Origin of the sequence: Cellulosimicrobium cellulans, assembly GCF_007679345.1 — a bacterium.
In the GTDB taxonomy this organism is placed as follows: domain Bacteria; phylum Actinomycetota; class Actinomycetes; order Actinomycetales; family Cellulomonadaceae; genus Cellulomonas; species Cellulomonas cellulans_A.
In genome coordinates, this window is the sequence record NZ_VEGH01000008.1 from 152,363 (window position 1) to 170,135 (window position 17,773).

A 17,773-nucleotide genomic window follows, 5' to 3' on the forward strand; every position below is an offset into this window, starting at 1 on the left:
GGGGGGACTGCCGCACCGGATCGTCGCGCACGACGGTCCCCGGGCGGTGCTGTCCCGTTCGCAGGGGACAGTAGGGAAGACTCGATGACGATCGCAGGGCCCGACGGGCACTGGACGGCGAACGCGAAGTGCGGCGCCGGGGGAGTGGCGCCCGACGCGCTGTTCGTGGAGGGCGCCGCGCAGCGGGACGCCCGGGCCGTGTGCGGGGGGTGCCCGGTCCGCCTGCTGTGCCTGGCGGACGCCCTGGACTCGCGTGCGGACTTCGGCGTGTGGGGCGGCATGACCGAGCGGGAGCGGCGCGCGCTGCGCCGACGGCGGCCCGAGGTGGAGTCCTGGTACGACGAGCTGCTCGGCTCCGAGCCGGTGGAGCAGGCGGCCGGGGCCTGACCGGTGCCCGGGGGGCACGGCTAGGGTGGCGCCATGGCCACCACCACGTGGGAGTACGCGACCGTCCCCCTCATCGTCCACGCGACCAAGGCGATCCTCGACCAGTGGGGTCAGGACGGCTGGGAGCTCGTCCAGGTCCTGCAGTCCGAGACCGGGCTCGTCGCCTACCTCAAGCGCCCGACGGGCGAGAAGTGACCGGCGCCGTCGTCGCGCGGCTCGCGGAGCTCGGCATCGAGCTGCCGCAGGTCGCCGCGCCCGTCGCCGCCTACGTCCCGGCGGTGCAGACCGGCGCGTACGTGCACACGTCGGGCCAGCTGCCGTTCGTGGCGGGCGAGCTGCCCGTCACCGGCAAGGTCGGCACCGGCCCCGGCCGGGTGTCCCCGGAGACGGCGCAGGAGCTGGCGCGCACCGCCGCGCTGAACGCCGTCGCGGCCGTCGCCTCGCTGGTCGGGGACCTGGACCGCGTGGTCCGGGTGGTCAAGGTCGTCGGCTTCGTGGCGAGCGATCCGGCCTTCACGGGCCAGCCCGGCGTGATCAACGGCGCCAGCACGCTGCTGCACGAGGTGTTCGGCGAGGCGGGCGTCCACGCTCGCTCGGCGGTCGGCGTCGCCGTGCTGCCGCTGGACTCGCCGGTCGAGGTCGAGATCGTCGTCGAGCTCGCCCCGGAGGCCTGAGCCCGGACGCAGCGACGGCCCGCACCCCGTCGAGGGTGCGGGCCGTCGTCGTCGGCGGGGCGTCAGCGCGCGCGGCGCTCGAGGCGGTCGACGTCGAGCAGCACGATCGCCCGGCCCTCGCGGCGGACCCAGCCGCGGGCGGCGAAGTCGGCGAGCGCCTTGTTGACGGTCTCGCGGCTCGCGCCGACGAGCTGCGCCAGCTCCTCCTGCGTGAGGTCGTGCGCGACCCGGACGCCCTCGTCGGTCTGCTGGCCGAACCGGTGCGACAGGTCGAGCAGCGCCTTGGCGACGCGGCCCGGGACGTCGGAGAACACCAGGTCGGCCAGGGCGTCGTTGGTGCGGCGCAGCCGGCGGCCGAGCGCGCCCAGCAGGTGCTTGGCGACGGTGGGGTTCTGCTCCAGCCACGGGATCAGGTCGTGGTGGCCGAGCTCCAGCACCACGGCGTCGGCGAGGCCGGTGGCCGTGGCGGTGCGGGGGCCCGGGTCGAACAGCGACAGCTCGCCGAACATCTCACCCGGGCCGAGCACGGCGAGCAGGTTCTCGCGGCCGTCGGTGGAGCGGCGGCCGAGCTTGATCTTGCCGGAGCGGATCACGTAGAGCCGGTCGCCCGGCTCGCCCTCGTGGAACAGCACCTCGCCGCGGGCGACGTGCACGGGCGCCATCGACGCGAGCAGCGTCCGGGACGCCTCGGGGTCCATGTTCGCGAACAGGGGCGCCGTGAGCACGACGTCGTCCTCCACGGGAGGAACCTCACCTTCTTGCCGGGATGTGACGCCCCTCAGTCTGCCTCATCAGGCGCCGGCAGGACGGCGGAGCGCGTCCACGCCTCCCTCGGTGACGTCCCGGGCGAGCCGGTCGATGTACCGGTCGGTGAGGCGCCGCAGGGCGTCCTCCAGCCGCATCTCGTAGCGCGCCAGCCGGATGTCCAGGTCGCGCAGGCGGGGCAGCTCGTGGACCTCGGCGATCGGCAGCGCGCCGCGCACGGCCGCGGCGAGCTCCGCGGCGGGCGGCACGTCGACCGCGTCCGGCCCGAGGACGCTGCGCACGTCCGGGCACTCGCCGGGCGCCTCGGGCGGGGCCGCGGCGGCCACGGCGAGCTCCAGGCGGTCGCGGACCAGGCGCCGCCAGCGGACGACGTGCTGGTGCTCGAGGCGCAGCGCACCGCGCTGCCGGCGCAGCTCGACGAGCTGGTCAGCCGTGCCGGCCAGGGTCATGCGGTCCGCCCACTCTCTCGGACGACCCGTACGGTCACAGGTCGCGTCCTCCCGTCTTTCGACGTGAGGTGTGCCTGACTTGAGAAGTTGGTCATGTGATCAAGTCCCGGTCACTCGCCCAGAGCAACCGTTGTCCCCCGGGGGGACCTACGCTGGCGGGATGAGCCCTGCCGCGGCCGGTGACCGGCAGCAGTCGACGGCGGCCCGGCCGCCGGTCGCCCTGGTCCGGCGCGCGCGCCGGGTGAACCGCGCGCTGGCGGTGCGCTGGCCCGACGCCCGGTGCGAGCTGGACTTCCGGTCGCCGCTGGAGCTGCTGGTCGCGACCGTGCTGTCGGCGCAGACCACCGACGTCCGGGTCAACCAGGTGACCCCGGCGCTGTTCGCGCGCTACCCCGACGCCGCCGCCTACGCGGGCGCGGACCCCGCCGAGCTGGAGGAGCTGATCCGGCCGACCGGGTTCTTCCGGGCCAAGGCGCGCTCGCTGCAGGGGCTCGGGCGCGCGCTGGTGGAGCGGTTCGACGGCGAGGTGCCGCCCCGGCTCGACGACCTGGTCACGCTCCCGGGCGTCGGCCGCAAGACGGCGAACGTCGTGCTCGGCGACGCGTTCGGGGTGCCGGGGATCACGGTGGACACCCACGTCGGCCGGCTGGCCAGGCGGCTGGGCTGGACGACCGAGGAGGACCCGGTCAAGGTCGAGCAGGACATCGCCGCGCTCATCCCGCGCCCGGAGTGGACGCTGCTGAGCCACCGGCTGATCTTCCACGGCCGCCGCACGTGCCACGCCCGGCGCCCGGACTGCGCCACCTGCCCGCTCACCCGGGACTGCCCGTCGGCGCTCGTGCGCGTCGGCGTTCCGCCCGTGCCGGCCCGGGGCGCCTGACCCGGGGAGGGGAGTGGGAGTGCCTCAGGCGAGCTCGTGGAGCCAGTCGCGGAGGAGGGCGGTGACCCGGTCGGGCTCCTCCTCCGGGAGGTAGTGACCCGCGCCCGAGAGCATCTCGAACCGGTAGTGCGGTCCCAGCCGCCGGGCGACCGACCCGTGCGCCATCGCCCGGGCGACCGTGTAGCAGCCGTCCGACCCGCCGTGCACCTGCAGCGTCGGCACGGGCTCGGCGTCCCGCAGGGCGACCGCGTGCCGGCGCCCGTCGGCGCGCACGCCGGACCGGTACAGCCAGCGGACCTGCTCGAGCGCCGAGTGGGCGGCGAACGGGACCAGGGCCGCCCGGCGGTACAGGGCGAGCGCGGCGGGGTCGGGCCAGCGCGGGCCGCCCCACTCGCGCAGCAGCCGCGCGACGAGGTCGCCGCGGGTCATCGCCCGCTCCGGCAGGTAGGGAGCCTGGATCTCGGCGATCCGCCGGGTCGCCCGGGCGCGGAGCCCGGAGCGCGGGTCGGCCCGGCGGGTCAGGGGGTGCGGCGACGACAGCACGGCCACGCCCCGGGTGAGCCCGGGGTGGTAGGCGGGCATCGCCCAGGCCACGTCGCCGCCGCCGACCCCGTGCCCGACCACGACGGCGCGGTCGCAGCCCAGCGAGCGCACGACGCCCGCGACGTCACGGGTGAGGGTCGGGACGTCGTAGCCGCTCGGCGGCTTGTCCGAGCCGCCGGTGCCGCGCAGGTCCATGGCGACGACGCGGTGCCCGTCCTCGGCGAGGGCGGGCAGCTGGTGGCGCCACGCCCACCACAGCTCGGGGAGCCCGTGCAGCAGCACCACCAGCGGGGCGTCCCGGTCGTCCGGCCCGGCGACGGCCACGTGGAACCGGGAGCCGTTCGCCGGCACGAAGTGGTGCCGCCACGGGCCGTCGAGCAGGAGGGCGGCGGAGTCGACGGTCATCGACGCCGAACCTACCGCGTCCCGCGGGTCTCCTGGGGGGACCGGTGCTGCCGGTCGCGCACCGCCAGCGCGGCACCGCCGAGCAGCGCGGCGGTGGTCGAGGCCAGCAGGATGGCGACCTTCAGGTGCTCGGTGTGCGGGTCGCCCGCCCCGAACGCGAGCTCCCCGATGAGGAGCGACACGGTGAAGCCGATGCCGGCGAGCATCCCGACGGCGGCGATGTCCCGCCAGTGCAGGTCGGGGGCGAGGGTGGCCCGGGTGAACCGCGCGACCAGCCACGTCGCAGCCAGGATGCCGACGGGCTTGCCGAGCACGAGCCCGAGCGCGACGCCCCGCGCGACCGGGTCCGAGACGGCCTCGGCGAGCGCGCCGCCGGACAGCGGGACGCCGGCGGCGAACAGCGCGAACACCGGGACGGCGAAACCGGCGGACACCGGGCGCCAGCGGTGCTCGAGGCGCTCGGCGACGCTGGTCGTCTCACCCGGACGGGCGAGTGCCGGGGCGGTGAGGCCGAGCAGCACACCCGCGATCGTCGCGTGCACGCCGGACGCGTGCATGAGCGCCCAGGCGGTCACCGCCAGCACGACGAGGGCGGCGTGCCCGGCGACCCCGGGGCGGCGCACCCGGACCAGCAGCGCGAACGCCGCGACCGCCACCAGCGACGCGGCGAACCACACCAGGTGCAGCCCGTCGGTGTAGACCACGGCGATCACGACGATGCCCAGCAGGTCGTCCACGACCGCGAGCGTCAGCAGGAACGCCCGCAGCGACGCCGGCAGGCTCCGGCCGACCACCGACAGGACCGCGACCGCGAAGGCGATGTCGGTCGCCGTCGGCACCGCCCAGCCGTGCGTCTCGCCGCCCACGGCCCAGGAGTTGGCCAGCAGGTAGAGCAGGGCGGGCACGGCCATCCCGCCGACGGCGGCGACGACGGGCACGACGGCCGTCCCCGGCCGCCGCAGCTCCCCGTCGACGATCTCGCGCTTGAGCTCGACGCCGACCACGAAGAAGAAGATCGCGAGCAGCCCGTCGGTCGCCCACGACGCGATGCTGAGGTCGAGGTGCAGCGCGGCCGGGCCCACCACGGTCTCGGAGATCGTGGTGTACGAGGCCGACCAGGGCGAGTTGGCCCACAGCAGCGCGACCACGGCGCCGATCAGCAGCAGGACGCCGCCGGTGCGCTCGGCGCGGAGCGTGTCGAGCAGGTTGGCCAGACCGCCCGGGGTCAGCGCGCCGAACAGGCGCGAGCGGGACTCCTCGGCGGGCGGAGGGGTGTGGGGCACGGTGCGGCTCTCCGTGGGGTCGACGACGCGGACGCCGACCAGACTTCCCGGCACACCGCGGACGATGGTAGCCGCGTCGGGCGGCCCGGGGCGCGGCGGGGTCAGGCGTCCGCAGCCACCTCGGCGGCCGGCGCCGCGGCACCGCTGTCGGCCGAGCGCCGGTCCTTCGGCGGGTCGAACCGGTAGCCGACGTTCCGCACCGTGCCGATGAGCTGCTCGTGCTCGGGGCCGAGCTTCGCGCGCAGGCGCCGGACGTGGACGTCCACCGTGCGGGTGCCCCCGTAGTAGTCGTAGCCCCACACCTCCTGGAGCAGCTGGGCGCGGGTGAACACGCGGCCCGGGTGCTGCACCAGGTACTTGAGGAGCTCGAACTCCTTGTACGTGAGGTCGAGCGGGCGGCCGCGGAGCCGGGCGGTGTACCCGCCGGCGTCGATCATCAGCTCGCCGGAGGAGATCTCCTGCGGCTGGTCGTCGTAGGAGGACCGGGCGGCGCGCTCGATGACGAGGCGGAACCGGGTCTCCACCTCGGCGGGCGTCGCGTTCTCCAGCACGATGTCGTCGGCGCCCCACTCCGCGGTGACGACCGTCAGGCCGCCCTCGGTCAGCACGAGCACCAGCGGCACGGTGAGGCCGGTGGCGCGCAGCAGGCGGCACGTCGTGCGGGCGGTCACGAGGTCGCGGCGCGCGTCGAGCACGACGATGTCGGCGTCCGGGGCGTCCACGAGGGCCGAGGGCTCCACGGGCAGCACCCGGACGCGGTGGGACAGCAGGCCGAGCGCGGGAAGCACCTGGGAGGAGCCCCCCGACGCGGGTGTGAGCAGCAGCAGGTCGGCCACGCAGCGACCCCCCTCCGGTCCGAATTGGGGGACACGGTACCCCTCGCATGTCACGTCAGACGGTGCGTCCGCGACACATGGCGGTGATACAAGCGGGTGGCGTCCCCGGGCCGGGGTGCGGCCCTTCCCCCACGCCGGTCCCGCGGCCGCCGATGCCGGGTGGGGGGCCCCGGGATGCGAGGATGGCGCCCGTGCCCGCCTCGAACCGCGCCGTGACCACGGCCGTCCTGGCGACGCTCGTCGCTGTCGCCGGTGTCCTCGGGGGCGTCTCGCTGGCCGGCCGGGACGGCGTCGTCCTGGCCGCGCTGCTGGTCGTCCTCACCGCCGTCCTCGCGGTCGGCTGGCCCCGGGTCGCGGGCCTGCCCGCGCCCGTCGGCAGCGGGGTCGTGATCGGGCTCGCGGGCGTCGCGGCCGTGGTGGTCGTGCACGTCGCCACCAGCGAGCCGCTGCTCGGCGACCTGCCCGCGGTGTTCGCGGGCGCGGTGCTCGCCGCCTTCGTGGCGGAGCTCGTGCGCCGGGACGGGCGCGAGCGGCTGGTCGAGTCCGTCGCCGGCACCGTCGCCGGTGCCCTGGTGCCCGTGTGCGCGGCCGGCTGGCTCGCCGCCGAGCGCACCGCCGCGGGCGACGCGGTGGTGGTGACCGGGGCGGTCGCCCTGGCGGTCGCGTCCGCGGTGACCGCCCTGCCGCTGCGGGGCTGGGCCGGCGCGGGCGCCACGCTCGGCGCCGCCGTCGCGGGCGGGCTCGTCGCGGGTGCCGCGCTGCCGGCCGTCGGGCTGCTGTCGGGCGGGCTGCTCGGCGCCGCGATCGGCGTCCTGGTCGCCGCGGGCGACGCCCTGTTCGACCGGCTGCCGGCCCTGGAACATCGTCTCGCGGGGTGGGCGGTCGCTGTCCTGCCCGTCGCCGTCACCGGCATCCTGGTCTACGTCGTCGGCCGCGTCATCGTCGGCTGACGACCGGGTCGCCCGCCGGGCGCACCCGCGCCGCGGACCGGGGGTGGGCATGGGGCTGCGCGTCCTGCTCGTCCTCGGCGTGCTCGCGGTCGCCGTCGCCGCCGGCGCGCTCTGGCGCTCCCGGAACGGCCGGTTCGTCGCCGTCCGCGGTGCCGCCGGCTCCGCCGACCGGCTGACCGCCCACGACCTCGGCGCGTCGCTCGGGGCCGGGGCCACGTTCCTGCAGCTGTCGTCGGAGGCGTGCGCCCCGTGCCGCAGCACCGCCGCGGTGCTCGGCGCCCTCGCCGGCGAGCGGAGCGGCGTCGCCCACGTCGAGGTCGCCGCGGAGGACCGCCTGGACCTGGTGCGCCGGTTCGACGTGCTGCGCACGCCGACGGTGCTGGTGCTGGACGGCGCCGGCGTCGTCCGCGGCCGGCTGTCGGGGGCGACGACGCGGCAGCAGGCGCTCGACGCGCTCGACCGCTGTCCGGCCGCCGCCTGACCGGCGCCGCCCGCACCCCGCCGCCCCCTCACCTCCCGGAGACCGCCGTGCCCGCGTCGCCCCGCACGCCCCAGCCCACCGCCCCGGCCCCGACCGCCCCCGCCGCCGGCATCGACCCGCGCGGCCCGCGCGTCGCCGCCGCCCTCACCGCCGTCCTGCTGGTCGTCGTCCTGCTGCTCCCCGGTGCCGCCGCCACGTCCGCGCTGGCCGTCGTCGCCGCGCTGTTCGCCGTCGGGGCGGTCCGCGGCGCCCAGGGCTCCGTCCAGGGCCTGCTCTACCGCCGCCTCGTCCGGCCCCGGCTCGCGCCGCCCGCCGGGCTCGAGGACCCGCGCCCGCCCCGGTTCGCGCAGCTGGTCGGCCTCGTCATCACCGGTGCCGGCGTGCTGCTCGCGCTGGCGGGCGTGCCGGGCGCCGTGCCGGTCGCCGCCGCCCTGGCCCTGGTCGCCGCGGTGCTCAACGCGGTCTTCGGCCTCTGCCTCGGCTGCGAGCTCTACCTGCTCGGCGTCCGGCTGCGGCACGCCCGGGTCTGAGGCGCCGGGAAGGCGCAGGGCCCCGTCGTCGTTAGGATCGGCAGATGCACGCACTCGAGATCGTGTTCATCGGTCTGCTCGTCGCCGCGACGATCACCATCGGGTGGTTCGCCGGCTTCGTCGTCTACCGGCTGTTCAAGGGACAGCGCTGACAAGAAGGGCTCCCATGGCGTTCACCCTGCCCGAGGGTCTCGCACCCGAGATGTACCCGCTCGCCTGGCTCGTCGGGCGGTGGCACGGCGAAGGCGTCGTGGGGTACCCGGGCATCGAGGAGACGGCGTTCACCCAGGACGTGGTGATCGACCACGACGGGGGCCCGTACCTGTCCTACACGTCCACCATCCGGCTCGTCGTCGTGCCGGACGACGCCTCGGCGATCGCCGACGCGGACGGCGCCCCGGCGGACGCCGACGCCGAGGGCGCGGTCTGGTCGACGGAGCAGGGCTACTGGCGGATCCCGCCGGAGCGGCCCGAGGGCATGGGCTCGGCGCTGTCGCCGGTCGAGCTGCTGCTCGCCGACCCGTCCGGGCACGTCGCCGTGTACGTGGGCGCGACGGGGAACGGCCGGATCGACCTGGTGAGCGACGTGATCGCCCGCACCGCCACCGGCGCGGAGGTGTCCGCGGGCAAGCGCCTGTACGGCCTGGTCAACGGCGAGCTGATGTGGGCGCACGACCTCGCCGCGTTCGGGCACGAGCTGCAGTCGTACGCCTCCGCGCGGCTCAGCCGCGTGGTGGGCTGAGATGTCCGACGACGTCGCGGCCGAGCCCGTCGAGCCTACGCCGCCCCGGCACCGCAGCCCGCTGCTGGACCGGCACGGCGCCGTCGCCGCGTCCGGCCCCGACGGGGGCGTGGCCTGGCACTACGGCGACCCCACCGCGGAGCAGCGCGCGCTGACCCGCGGCGGCGCGGTCGTCGACCAGTCGCACCTCGGGGTCGTACGGGTCGTGGGACCGGACCGGCTGTCCTGGCTGAACTCCATCACGTCGCAGGAGCTCGCGAGCCTGCCGCCGCGGACGTCGACCGAGACGCTCGTGCTCAGCCCCCAGGGGCACGTCGAGCACGTGGCTGCCGTGGTGGACGACGGCGAGGCGACCTGGCTGATCAGCGAGACCGCGCCCGCGCTGGCCGCGTGGCTGGACCGGATGCGGTTCATGCTCCGCGTCGAGGTGGCCGACGTGACGGACGACTGGGCCGCGATCGGCGAGCCGGTCGACGCCGAGGGCGCCGAGGGCGAGCCGGTGACCTGGCGCGACCCGTGGCCGCGCACGCTGCCCGGCGGGACCCGGTACGGGCCGCCCGACGACGAGCACCCGGGCGCGGACCGCGCGTGGCGGCTGGTGCTGGTCCCGCGCGCGGGCCTGGCCGACGCCGTGCGGGCCCGCGAGGCGGCCGGCTGGCCGCTGGTCGGCACCTGGGCGAGCGAGGCGGTGCGCGTCGAGGCGTGGCGCCCCCGCGCGGGCCGCGAGGTCGACCACCGGACGATCCCGCACGAGCTCGACTGGCTGCGCACCGCGGTGCACCTGCACAAGGGCTGCTACCGCGGCCAGGAGACGATCGCGCGGGTGCACAACATGGGCCGGCCGCCCCGCCGGCTGGTGCTGCTGCACCTCGACGGCTCCGGGCACGTCCTGCCGGAGGCCGGCGCGGTCGTGCGCGACCTCGGCGACCTGCTCACCACCGGCGAGCCCGGTCGCGAGGTCGGCCTGGTCACGACCGTGGCCCGGCACCACGAGCTCGGCCCGGTCGCGCTGGCGGTCGTGAAGCGCTCGGTGCCGGTGGACGTCGAGCTGGTGGTCGAGGCGGACGGCGGCGTGCTGACCGCCGGCCAGGAGGTCGTGGTCCCGGGCGACGGCGTGTCCGTCGACCGCCCCGCCGCGCGCGGGCCGCTCACCCGCGGCCTCGGCGGCCACCCGATGCTGTGACGCGCGCGTGACGGGCGGGTCCCGGCCGGCCGGCGGGCCGTCGTCGGTGCGGGTGCAGGTCGCCGCCCGGGTGCGCCAGGGTCGGGCGCGGGTGCGCACGGCGTTCGTGCCGGTCCTGCAGGCCGTGGTCGCCGCCGGCGTCGCGTACTGGATCGGCGCGGAGGTCCTCGGGCACAGCGCCCCCTTCTTCGCGCCGGTGAGCGCCTGGGTCGCGCTCGGGTTCACCGCGGACCGCGACCTGCGGCGGGTCGCCGAGCTCGCCGTCGGCGTCGCGATCGGCGTCGGCCTGGGCGACCTGGTGGTGCACGTCATCGGCACCGGGGCCTGGCAGGTGGCGTTCGTGCTGCTCGTGGCGGCGCTGATCGCCCGGTTCCTCGACCGTGGGCCCATGCTGACCACCCAGGCCGGGGTGCAGGCGATCGTCATCGTCGGGCTGCCCGCGGTCAGCGCGTCGGGCGGCCCGGTCGGGCGGTGGACCGACGCGCTGGTCGGGGGCCTGGTCGCCCTCGCCGTCGCGGCGCTCACGCCCAGCGACCCGCGCCGGCGCCCCCGCGCGCAGGGCCGGGCGGCGGTCGAGGAGCTCGCCGGGATGCTGCGGCTGCTCGCCCGGGGGATGCGCGGGCGCACGGAGCACGACGTCGAGGACGCGCTGATCCGCGGCCGGGCGTCGCAGCCGGCGCTGGACGAGTGGCAGGACGCCGCGGCCTCGGCGCGGGACCTCGCGCGGGTCTCGCCCGCCGCCCGCCGGCACCGCACCGAGCTCGCGTGGATCGGGCAGTCGGCCGTCCGCGTCGACCGCGCGGTGCGGAACTCGCGGGTGCTCGCCCGGCGCGCGCTCGCCTCGGTGCAGGCCGACCACGAGCGCGACCTCGGGCCGGTCGCGGACGCGGTCGACCGGGTGGCGCTCGCCGCCGACGCCCTCGCCGCCGCCCTCGGGTCCGGGTCCGAGCCGCTGCGGGCACGGGAGGACCTGCTGCGGCTCGCGACCGAGCTCGACCCGTACACCCTGACGCCCGACGACCTGCAGGCGCAGTCCCTGCTGCTGCTGGTGCGCTCGCTGGTGGTCGACCTGCTCGAGGCCGCCGGGGTCGACGCCCGCACGGCGCGCGAGGCGCTGCCGGAGATCTAGCGCCGGGCGGGCGCGGCGTGCGCGGGCGGCGCCCCGTAGGCTCGGCCCGTGATCTTCGGCAACGTGCAGGTCGTGCTCTTCCTCCTGTTCACCCTCGTCATCCTCGTGCTGGCGGTCTGGGCGCTGGTCGACGCGCTCCGCCGGCCCGCGTCCGCGTACGTCGCGGCGGGCAAGCAGACCAAGCAGATCTGGACGATCATCCTGGGCATCGCGACCGCGGTGGCGTTCTTCTCCGTGCCGCCGCCGCTCGGCCTCGGGGCGTTCCCGACCTTCCTCGCGCTGCTGAGCGCCGTCGCCGCGATCGTCTACCTGGTCGACGTGCGCCCGGCGATCGCGCCGCACTCCGGCCGGCGCGGCGGGCCCGGCGGGCGCGGCGGCCAGGGCCCGACCCGCGGCGGGTGGTGAGCGTGCCCGGCATCCGGCAGGGCGGCCCCGACCTGGCCGAGCGGCTGCACGGCACCCCCGGCGCCGCCGCCGTCGTGGCGCGGCACGCCGCCGGGTCGGGCGACGTCGCCTCGGCGGCGGTCCCGCTGGCCCGCGTCGTCCGGGGCGACCTGGTCGAGTCGGTGCACCTCGGCCACCTGGTCGTGCTCGCGCCGGACGGCTCCGTGCGGCTGGCGCTCGGGGACCCGCAGGTCACCGTGCTCGCCCGGTCGTCCCTCAAGCCGCTGCAGACGGTGGGCATGCTGCGCGCGGGCCTCGACCTGGACGGCCCGCACCTCGCGCTCGCCTGCGCCAGCCACGACGGCACCCCCGAGCACCTGCGCGTCGTGCGCGAGACGCTGCTCGGCGCGGGGCTGGACGAGTCAGCGCTCGACAACACCCCGGACCTGCCGCTCGACGCCGACGCCGCGTTCGCGTGGCGGACCGACGGGCACGGGCCGGAGCCGGTCGCGCAGAACTGCTCCGGCAAGCACGCGGCGATGCTGGCGACCTGCGTCGCGCACGCCGACGAGCCCGGCTGGGAGCCCGAGCGGTACCGCGAGGCGGAGCACCCGGTCCAGGTCGCGTGCCGCGCCGCGGTCGAGGAGCTGACCGGCGAGCAGGCCTGGCACGTCACCGTCGACGGCTGCGGGGCGCCGCTGTTCTCCACCACCCTGGTCGGTCTGGCCCGCGCCTTCGCGCGGATCGCCGTCGCCCCCGTCACCGAGCCCGGCACGCCGCTCGCCCGGGTCGCCCTCGCGATGTCCGAGCACCCCGAGCTGGTCGGCGGCGCCGCGCGCGACGTCACGCGCGCCATGCGGGCGGTGCCCGGGCTGGTGGCCAAGGACGGGGCGGACGGCGTGTACGCCGCGGCCCTGCCCGACGGGTCCGCGCTCGCCTTCAAGGTGGCCGACGGGGCCGGACGGCCCCGGCCGGCGGTGCTCGCGGCGGCGCTGCGGGTGGCGGGCGCGGCCGGGGTGCCGGGCGTCGACCTCGCGGCGCTCGAGGCCCTGGGGGACGTGCCGGTGCTCGGGCACGGGGAGCCCGTCGGGGCGGTCGTGCCGTCGTTCGACGGCGCCGGACCGGACGACGACGGTGCCGGTGCCGGTGGCGGGGCCCCGGACGGGCCGGCCGGCGGGACGACGGCGTGAGGGCGGTCGTCCAGCGCGCCAGCCGGGCCTCGGTCACGGTGGACGGCGCGGTCGTCGGCGCGTTCGACGGCGAGGGCCTGGTCGTGCTCGTCGGCGTGACCCCCGGCGACGGCCCCGACCAGGTGGAGTACCTCGCCCGGAAGATCGCCGAGCTGCGCGTCCTGCGCGGCGAGCGGTCGGCCGCCGAGGCCGGCGCGCCGGTGCTCGTCGTCAGCCAGTTCACGCTCTACGGCGACGCCCGCAAGGGCCGCCGGCCCACCTGGAACGCCGCGGCGCCGGGACCGGTCGCGGAACCGCTGGTCGACGCCGTGGTGGCGGACCTGCGCGCCCGCGGCCTCACGGTGGCCACGGGCGTGTTCGGGGCGGACATGGCGGTCGAGCTGGTCAACGACGGCCCGGTCACCCTCCTGCTGGAGTCGGCACCCGGCGCCTGACCCGGCGCGGCCGGCGCCCGGCAGGGGTGCGGCGGTCAGGCCAGGCGGAGGACCAGGCGCTCCTCGACCTTGGACGGGTCGCGGGTCTGCGCGTGCCGCTCACCGGTCCGGACGAACCCGGCCCGCACGAACAGGTCGCCCGCCGCGTGGTTGCCGTCCACCACCCACAGCGACACCGTGGCGGCGCCCTCCGCCCGCGCGGCGTCCTTCACCGCGTCGAGCAGGGCCCATGCCATCCCGCGGCGGCGCGCCTCCGGGGCGACCCACAGCTGCACCACGTGCCGGTCCGAGGTCGGCGAACCGGGCTCCTGGATCATCCCGACCAGCCCGCGCGGCGTGCCCTCCTCGTCGACGACCCAGGTGGCCGCGCTGCGCAGGCGCATCCGCCAGTGCGGCTCCGCGAACAGCTCCTCGCGCGCCAGCGACGACCCGAACACGTCCGGGTCCTCGCGGAGCGCGCGCAGCCGCACGTCGCGGACCGACCGCCACTCGTCCTCCTGCACGCGCCTGATCTGCACGCCGACAGCATGCCAAACGGCTCGCGGCTCGTCGCCCGGGCGGCCCGGCGCGCCCGCGGGCGAAGGCGTCGCGGGGGCGGCCGGCGGGCGTCGCGCTGGGGAGGCGCCGCGCCGGGGCGGCGCCGCACGGTGTCAGGGGTGCAGGCGCGCGTCGTCGGCGCCGAGCTCCGGCACGCCGTGGCCGGCGGGGTCGGGCACGGCCCGGGCGACGTCGGCCACGTCCTCCTCGGGGCGCGGCGGGATCGTCTCGTCGGCCTCGAGCTGCGGCACGTCCTCGCGGCCGTCGTGCCCGACCGGCACGGGCTCGGTGCCGTCGGGGCCGGTGGGGATCGGCTCGGTGGGGATCGGCTCGGTCACGGGTTCCTCCCGGGGGGCTCGCAGGTGGGGCCACCGTAGGCCGGGCGGCTCGCGCCCGCAGGACGACCGCCGAGGTCCGCGCCACGATGGGGGCATGCTGATCGAGGCCGTGCCCGGGGACATCACCGACCAGGACGTCGACGCCGTCGTGAACGCGGCGAACTCGTCGCTGCTCGGCGGCGGGGGCGTCGACGGCGCGATCCACGCGGCCGCGGGACCCGACCTGCTGGCCGAGTGCCGCGAGCTGCGCCGCACCTCGCTGCCCGACGGGCTCCCGGTCGGCGACGCGGTGGCGACCGGTGCCGGCCGGCTGCGGGCCCGGTGGGTGGTCCACACGGTCGGACCGAACGCGCACGCCGGCCAGACGGACCCGGCGCTGCTCCGCTCGGCGTTCACCCGGTCGCTCGACGTGGCGGCCGAGATCGGCGCCCGGACCGTGGCGTTCCCCGCGGTCAGCGCGGGGGTGTACGGCTGGGCGCCCGCGACCGTCGCGGAGGTGGCGGTCTCCGCCGTGCGCGGGTGGGCCGCGGCGCACCCCGGCGCGGTCGACCTGGTGCGGTTCGTGCTGTCCTCGCCCGGGGTGCTGGGCGCGTTCGAGGAGGTGCTCGCGGAGCACTGAGCCCGACGCCCCGCGGACCTCAGCCCGCCGCGACCGCCGCCCGCGCGGGGAGCCGGGACAGCCCGGCCCGCAGGTCGTCCGCGCTCGCGGTCAGCGAGATCCGCACCCAGCCCTCGCCGCGCGCGCCGAACGCCGAGCCCGGCGCCACCGCGACCCCGGCGGTCCGGGCCAGGTCCTCCGCCCACGCCGCGACGTCGCCGCCGGTCGCGTGGGAGACGTCCGCCCACAGGTAGATGCCCCCGGCGGCGGGCAGCCACGGGATGCCGCGCGCGTCGAGGACCGCCGTGGCGAGGTCCCGGTGCTCCCGGTACGTGCGCCGCGCGTGCTCCACGGCGTCCTGCGGCCCGGTCAGCGCCGCCAGGGCCGCGTACTGCGCCGGGGTGTTCACGCAGGACACGATCGACTCCTGCAGCGTCGGCATCAGCGGCGCCATCCGGTCCGGCACCACCAGCACGCCGACCCGGAACCCGGTCATCGCGTGCGTCTTCGAGAAGGTGTGCAGGGTGAGCACCCGGCCGTCGGTGTCGAACCGGGCGGCGGGGACGTGCGGGGCGTCGTAGGTGAAGGCGGCGTAGCACTCGTCGGAGAGCACCCACAGGTCGTGCCGCCGGGCGAGCTCCAGCAGCTCCGCGACGAGCTCGGCGGGCAGGGTGGTGCCGAGCGGGTTCGACGGCGAGTTCAGCAGCAGCACCCGGGTGCGGTCGGTGACGGCCGCCTCGACCGCGGCCGGGTCCGGGAGGAAGCCGTCCTCGGCCCGCAGGGCGTAGGGCTGCGCCTCGGCCTGGAGCAGCCGGGTCGCCATCGTGAACGGCGGGTACCCGGGGTCCGGGACCAGCACGCCGTCGCCCGCGCCGACGGTCAGGCTGAGCGCCAGGTGCAGCGCCTGCGCGCCGCCCGCGGTGATCCAGACGTTGTCCCGGCGGACCGGCAGGGCGTGCTCGGGGTCGAGCCAGGCGGCGACGGCGTCCCGCAGCGGGGCGATGCCCCCGTTCGGGGTGTACCGGGTGTCGTCCCGGGCGAGCGCCTCGCGGGCGGCGGCCAGCACGTGCGGCGCGGTCGGCAGGTCCGGCTCCCCGACGCTCAGCACCACCGCGTCCGGCAGCGACCACGCGAGCTCGGTGATCCGCCGGATCCCGGAGGCGGGGACGGCGCGGGCGTGGGCGGCGATCTCGGGCACGGGACGCAGGCTAGCCCCACCGTGTGTCCGCGCCGTGTCCGCCCGACCCGGCCCTCGCGTCTCCCGCACCCAGGAGCCGAGAGTGCACTCGTGGCGGGGTTCGCCCGGCCTGAACCCCGCGACGAGTGCAGGCTCGGCGCCGGGTCCGGCCGGGGTGCGCAGGGGACCGGGTGCGGCGTTGGCAGGATGGGGACGTGAGCGCCGCACCCGAGGTCCCGTCCGCCCTGTCCGGGGCCGCCGCCCGCACCGCCGTCGCCGGGGTGGTCGCCGCCGGGCTCGGCGCCGTCGCGTGGTGGCTGCTGCGACTGGGCGCGCACGACGCCACGCTCGTGCGGTGGGAGTGCTTCGCGGGCACCTGCGCCACCGACGACTTCGCCGGCGCGGCGCCGGTGCTCGGGGGGATGGTCCTGCTCGCCACCGCTGCCGTCGCGTGGCCGGTGACCCGCCGGGCGACGCCCGGTCTGGCGGCCGTGCTCGGCTCGGGCGCGCTGCTCACGGGGTGGTCGGCGGCGGTGTCCGACGGGCTGACCACCGACCAGGCGGTCCGGCGGCCGGTGCTGATCGCGGCCCTCGTCCTCGCGCTGGGGCTGGTGGCGGCGCTGTGGGGCGGCGTCCGGACGCTGCGCGACGCCGGTGGCCTGCTGCGGCTGCGCGGCCGCACCGGGACGTGGGCCCGCGTGCAGGACTACGAGAGCGTCCCGGGGCCGGTCGTCGGGGCGACCGTGCACTTCGACGACGCGCGCGGGGTCCGGCACGCCGTGCGGACCCGGGTCCCGCGGGCCGCCTTCACCCACCCCCCGCGGGCGTACTACGACCCCGAGCGGCCGGACGACCCCCAGCGGCTCGCCGTCGTGGTGCCCCCTCCGCCGCTGACCGCCGCCGCCCGGCGGGCGCGGGAGCAGGCGGTGCGGGCGCTGCTGCCGCTCCCGGGCGACGACCTGCCGGGCGGCTGGGCGTCCGGCGCGGCCTCGGCGGGCGCCGCGGGTGCGGCCCGCGGCGGACCGGGTGGCGCAGGTGCGGGGGAGCCGGGCGGCCGGGCGTCCGGCGCGGCCTCGGCGTCCGGCGCGGCCTGGGCGGGCGGCGCGCGCCCGGCGGGGTCCGTCCCGGTGGTCGACGCGCTCGAGCGGCTGCAGGCGCTGCGGGCGACGGGGGCGCTGTCGGAGGAGGAGTACGCCGCGGCGAAGGCGCGCGTCCTGGCCGGCTGACGCCGCCGCGCCCCCGGCCGCCGCTGCCGCGTGCGCCGCTGCCGCGTGCGCCGCTGCCGCGTGCCCGCGGGCGCGCATCCCGCACTCCGCCGCCTTCCGCCTTCCGCGGTCCGCCGCCGACCCTGCATCTCGTGCGGGGTTCGCGGGCCCCGAACCCCGCATCAGGTGCAGGTTCGGCGGAAGGGGGGCGGAAAGGGGGGCGGAGGTGGGGGGGAAGGCGGAGGTGCGGACGGGGTGCCGGGTGCGGCGCGCGCGGCGACGGGCGGCCGCGGGGGGCGGATACTGGTCGCGTGGCGCAGACGCTGGACCCGGCTGAGGTGACCGCGCTCCTGGCGGAGCGGCGGCGCGAGGCCCTCGCACGCCTGGCCGGCACGGACGCGGAGCGCGAGGCGGTCGTCGCCGCGTCCCGGGAGACGGTGGCCGACGACGAGCACGACCCCGAGGGGTCGACGATCGCGTACGAGCGCCGGCTGCTCGACGCCCTCACCCACGACCAGCGGGACCGGCTCCGGGAGATCGACGAGGCGGAGCACCGGCTGGCGGCGGGCACGTACGGCACCTGCCTGCGGTGCCACCGGCCGATCCCGGTCGAGCGGCTGCGCGCCGTGCCGACGGCTCGGACCTGCGTGGGCTGCGCGAGCCGCTGACGGGC

24 protein-coding genes are annotated in these 17,773 nt (G+C 77.7%); 16 read left to right on the forward strand and 8 right to left on the reverse strand.

The annotated features are described in order from the left end of the window. Positions 1-84: 84 nt before the first annotated feature. From FS882_RS12500 to FS882_RS12510, 3 genes are read left to right on the forward strand one after another with little or no spacing between them, the layout of a single operon-like run. Positions 85-387, forward strand: coding sequence for a WhiB family transcriptional regulator (locus FS882_RS12500; RefSeq protein ID WP_158373384.1), 303 nt, complete (start codon positions 85-87; stop codon positions 385-387). 33 nt (positions 388-420) lie between these two features. Beyond that, on the forward strand, positions 421-582 hold the full coding sequence (locus tag FS882_RS12505) for a DUF4177 domain-containing protein (RefSeq protein WP_146837291.1): 162 nt from the start codon (positions 421-423) through the stop codon (positions 580-582). Beyond that, positions 579-1,061, forward strand: a complete 483-nt coding sequence (locus tag FS882_RS12510) for a RidA family protein (RefSeq protein ID WP_158373385.1) — start codon at positions 579-581, stop codon at positions 1,059-1,061. Before FS882_RS12505 ends, FS882_RS12510 begins: the two co-directional genes overlap by 4 nt. Positions 1,062-1,123: 62 nt before the next feature. Here FS882_RS12510 and FS882_RS12515 read toward each other — a convergent pair whose 3' ends face one another. Both FS882_RS12515 and FS882_RS12520 read right to left on the reverse strand, forming a co-directional pair. After that, positions 1,124-1,759 (reverse strand): Crp/Fnr family transcriptional regulator, encoded by a 636-nt coding sequence (locus FS882_RS12515; protein ID WP_187365291.1) that lies wholly within the window; start codon positions 1,757-1,759, stop codon positions 1,124-1,126. Positions 1,760-1,852: 93 nt separating this feature from the next. Beyond that, entirely contained in the window at positions 1,853-2,275 is a 423-nt protein-coding gene (locus tag FS882_RS12520) for a hypothetical protein (protein ID WP_158373386.1), read from the reverse strand. A gap of 160 nt (positions 2,276-2,435) precedes the next feature. Here FS882_RS12520 and nth point away from each other — a divergent pair, with 160 nt between their 5' ends. Continuing rightward, positions 2,436-3,155 (forward strand): endonuclease III, encoded by a 720-nt coding sequence (gene nth / locus FS882_RS12525; RefSeq protein WP_158373387.1) that lies wholly within the window; start codon positions 2,436-2,438, stop codon positions 3,153-3,155. 24 nt (positions 3,156-3,179) lie between these two features. Here nth and FS882_RS12530 read toward each other — a convergent pair whose 3' ends face one another. From FS882_RS12530 to FS882_RS12540, 3 genes are all read right to left on the reverse strand, one after another. Continuing rightward, on the reverse strand, positions 3,180-4,103 hold the full coding sequence (locus FS882_RS12530; protein ID WP_158373388.1) for an alpha/beta fold hydrolase: 924 nt from the start codon (positions 4,101-4,103) through the stop codon (positions 3,180-3,182). Positions 4,104-4,114: 11 nt separating this feature from the next. Beyond that, a complete protein-coding gene (gene nhaA / locus FS882_RS12535) occupies positions 4,115-5,386 on the reverse strand; it encodes a Na+/H+ antiporter NhaA (protein WP_158373482.1) in 1,272 nt (423 codons plus the stop codon). A 101-nt stretch (positions 5,387-5,487) separates the two neighbouring features. Then, positions 5,488-6,222, reverse strand: coding sequence for a winged-helix domain-containing protein (locus FS882_RS12540; RefSeq protein ID WP_158373389.1), 735 nt, complete (start codon positions 6,220-6,222; stop codon positions 5,488-5,490). A gap of 182 nt (positions 6,223-6,404) precedes the next feature. Here FS882_RS12540 and FS882_RS12545 point away from each other — a divergent pair, with 182 nt between their 5' ends. The 9 genes from FS882_RS12545 (at position 6,405) to dtd (ending at position 13,245) form a co-directional block, all read left to right on the forward strand. Next, on the forward strand, positions 6,405-7,172 hold the full coding sequence (locus tag FS882_RS12545; RefSeq protein WP_316043639.1) for a hypothetical protein: 768 nt from the start codon (positions 6,405-6,407) through the stop codon (positions 7,170-7,172). 49 nt (positions 7,173-7,221) lie between these two features. After that, a complete protein-coding gene (locus tag FS882_RS12550) occupies positions 7,222-7,653 on the forward strand; it encodes a TlpA family protein disulfide reductase (RefSeq protein WP_158373391.1) in 432 nt (143 codons plus the stop codon). A 47-nt stretch (positions 7,654-7,700) separates the two neighbouring features. Next, the gene (locus FS882_RS12555) at positions 7,701-8,183 is read left to right on the forward strand and encodes a DUF4395 domain-containing protein (RefSeq protein ID WP_158373392.1); all 483 of its coding nucleotides are present in this window, start codon (positions 7,701-7,703) and stop codon (positions 8,181-8,183) included. A 166-nt stretch (positions 8,184-8,349) separates the two neighbouring features. Further along, the gene (locus FS882_RS12560) at positions 8,350-8,925 is read left to right on the forward strand and encodes an FABP family protein (protein ID WP_158373393.1); all 576 of its coding nucleotides are present in this window, start codon (positions 8,350-8,352) and stop codon (positions 8,923-8,925) included. A gap of 1 nt (position 8,926) precedes the next feature. Continuing rightward, positions 8,927-10,108 carry a YgfZ/GcvT domain-containing protein gene (locus FS882_RS12565; RefSeq protein WP_158373394.1) on the forward strand — a complete coding sequence of 394 codons (1,182 nt, stop codon included), beginning with the start codon at positions 8,927-8,929 and terminating at the stop codon, positions 10,106-10,108. A 7-nt stretch (positions 10,109-10,115) separates the two neighbouring features. Then, the gene (locus FS882_RS12570) at positions 10,116-11,237 is read left to right on the forward strand and encodes an FUSC family protein (RefSeq protein WP_158373395.1); all 1,122 of its coding nucleotides are present in this window, start codon (positions 10,116-10,118) and stop codon (positions 11,235-11,237) included. A 48-nt stretch (positions 11,238-11,285) separates the two neighbouring features. After that, the gene (locus FS882_RS12575; protein WP_262348270.1) at positions 11,286-11,642 is read left to right on the forward strand and encodes a DUF2516 family protein; all 357 of its coding nucleotides are present in this window, start codon (positions 11,286-11,288) and stop codon (positions 11,640-11,642) included. 74 nt (positions 11,643-11,716) lie between these two features. Next, positions 11,717-12,811 (forward strand): asparaginase, encoded by a 1,095-nt coding sequence (locus FS882_RS12580; RefSeq protein WP_158373484.1) that lies wholly within the window; start codon positions 11,717-11,719, stop codon positions 12,809-12,811. After that, positions 12,808-13,245: a D-aminoacyl-tRNA deacylase gene (dtd, locus tag FS882_RS12585; RefSeq protein ID WP_158373396.1), complete on the forward strand. Its 438-nt coding sequence runs from the start codon at positions 12,808-12,810 to the stop codon at positions 13,243-13,245. Before FS882_RS12580 ends, dtd begins: the two co-directional genes overlap by 4 nt. A 35-nt stretch (positions 13,246-13,280) precedes the next feature. Here dtd and FS882_RS12590 read toward each other — a convergent pair whose 3' ends face one another. Both FS882_RS12590 and FS882_RS12595 read right to left on the reverse strand, forming a co-directional pair. Then, entirely contained in the window at positions 13,281-13,763 is a 483-nt protein-coding gene (locus FS882_RS12590; RefSeq protein WP_158373397.1) for a GNAT family N-acetyltransferase, read from the reverse strand. 132 nt (positions 13,764-13,895) lie between these two features. Then, a complete protein-coding gene (locus tag FS882_RS12595; protein ID WP_158373398.1) occupies positions 13,896-14,120 on the reverse strand; it encodes a hypothetical protein in 225 nt (74 codons plus the stop codon). Positions 14,121-14,214: 94 nt separating this feature from the next. On the opposite strand from FS882_RS12595, the gene FS882_RS12600 reads away from it, so the two are divergent. Further along, a complete protein-coding gene (locus FS882_RS12600) occupies positions 14,215-14,739 on the forward strand; it encodes an O-acetyl-ADP-ribose deacetylase (RefSeq protein WP_158373399.1) in 525 nt (174 codons plus the stop codon). Between the two features lie 19 nt (positions 14,740-14,758). On the opposite strand, the gene FS882_RS12605 is transcribed toward FS882_RS12600, so the two are convergent. Beyond that, on the reverse strand, positions 14,759-15,916 hold the full coding sequence (locus FS882_RS12605) for a pyridoxal phosphate-dependent aminotransferase (RefSeq protein WP_187365281.1): 1,158 nt from the start codon (positions 15,914-15,916) through the stop codon (positions 14,759-14,761). Between the two features lie 194 nt (positions 15,917-16,110). On the opposite strand from FS882_RS12605, the gene FS882_RS12610 reads away from it, so the two are divergent. After that, positions 16,111-17,121: an SHOCT domain-containing protein gene (locus tag FS882_RS12610; RefSeq protein WP_158373400.1), complete on the forward strand. Its 1,011-nt coding sequence runs from the start codon at positions 16,111-16,113 to the stop codon at positions 17,119-17,121. 290 nt (positions 17,122-17,411) lie between these two features. Further along, positions 17,412-17,768, forward strand: a complete 357-nt coding sequence (locus FS882_RS12615) for a TraR/DksA family transcriptional regulator (RefSeq protein ID WP_262348271.1) — start codon at positions 17,412-17,414, stop codon at positions 17,766-17,768. Positions 17,769-17,773 lie beyond the last annotated feature (5 nt).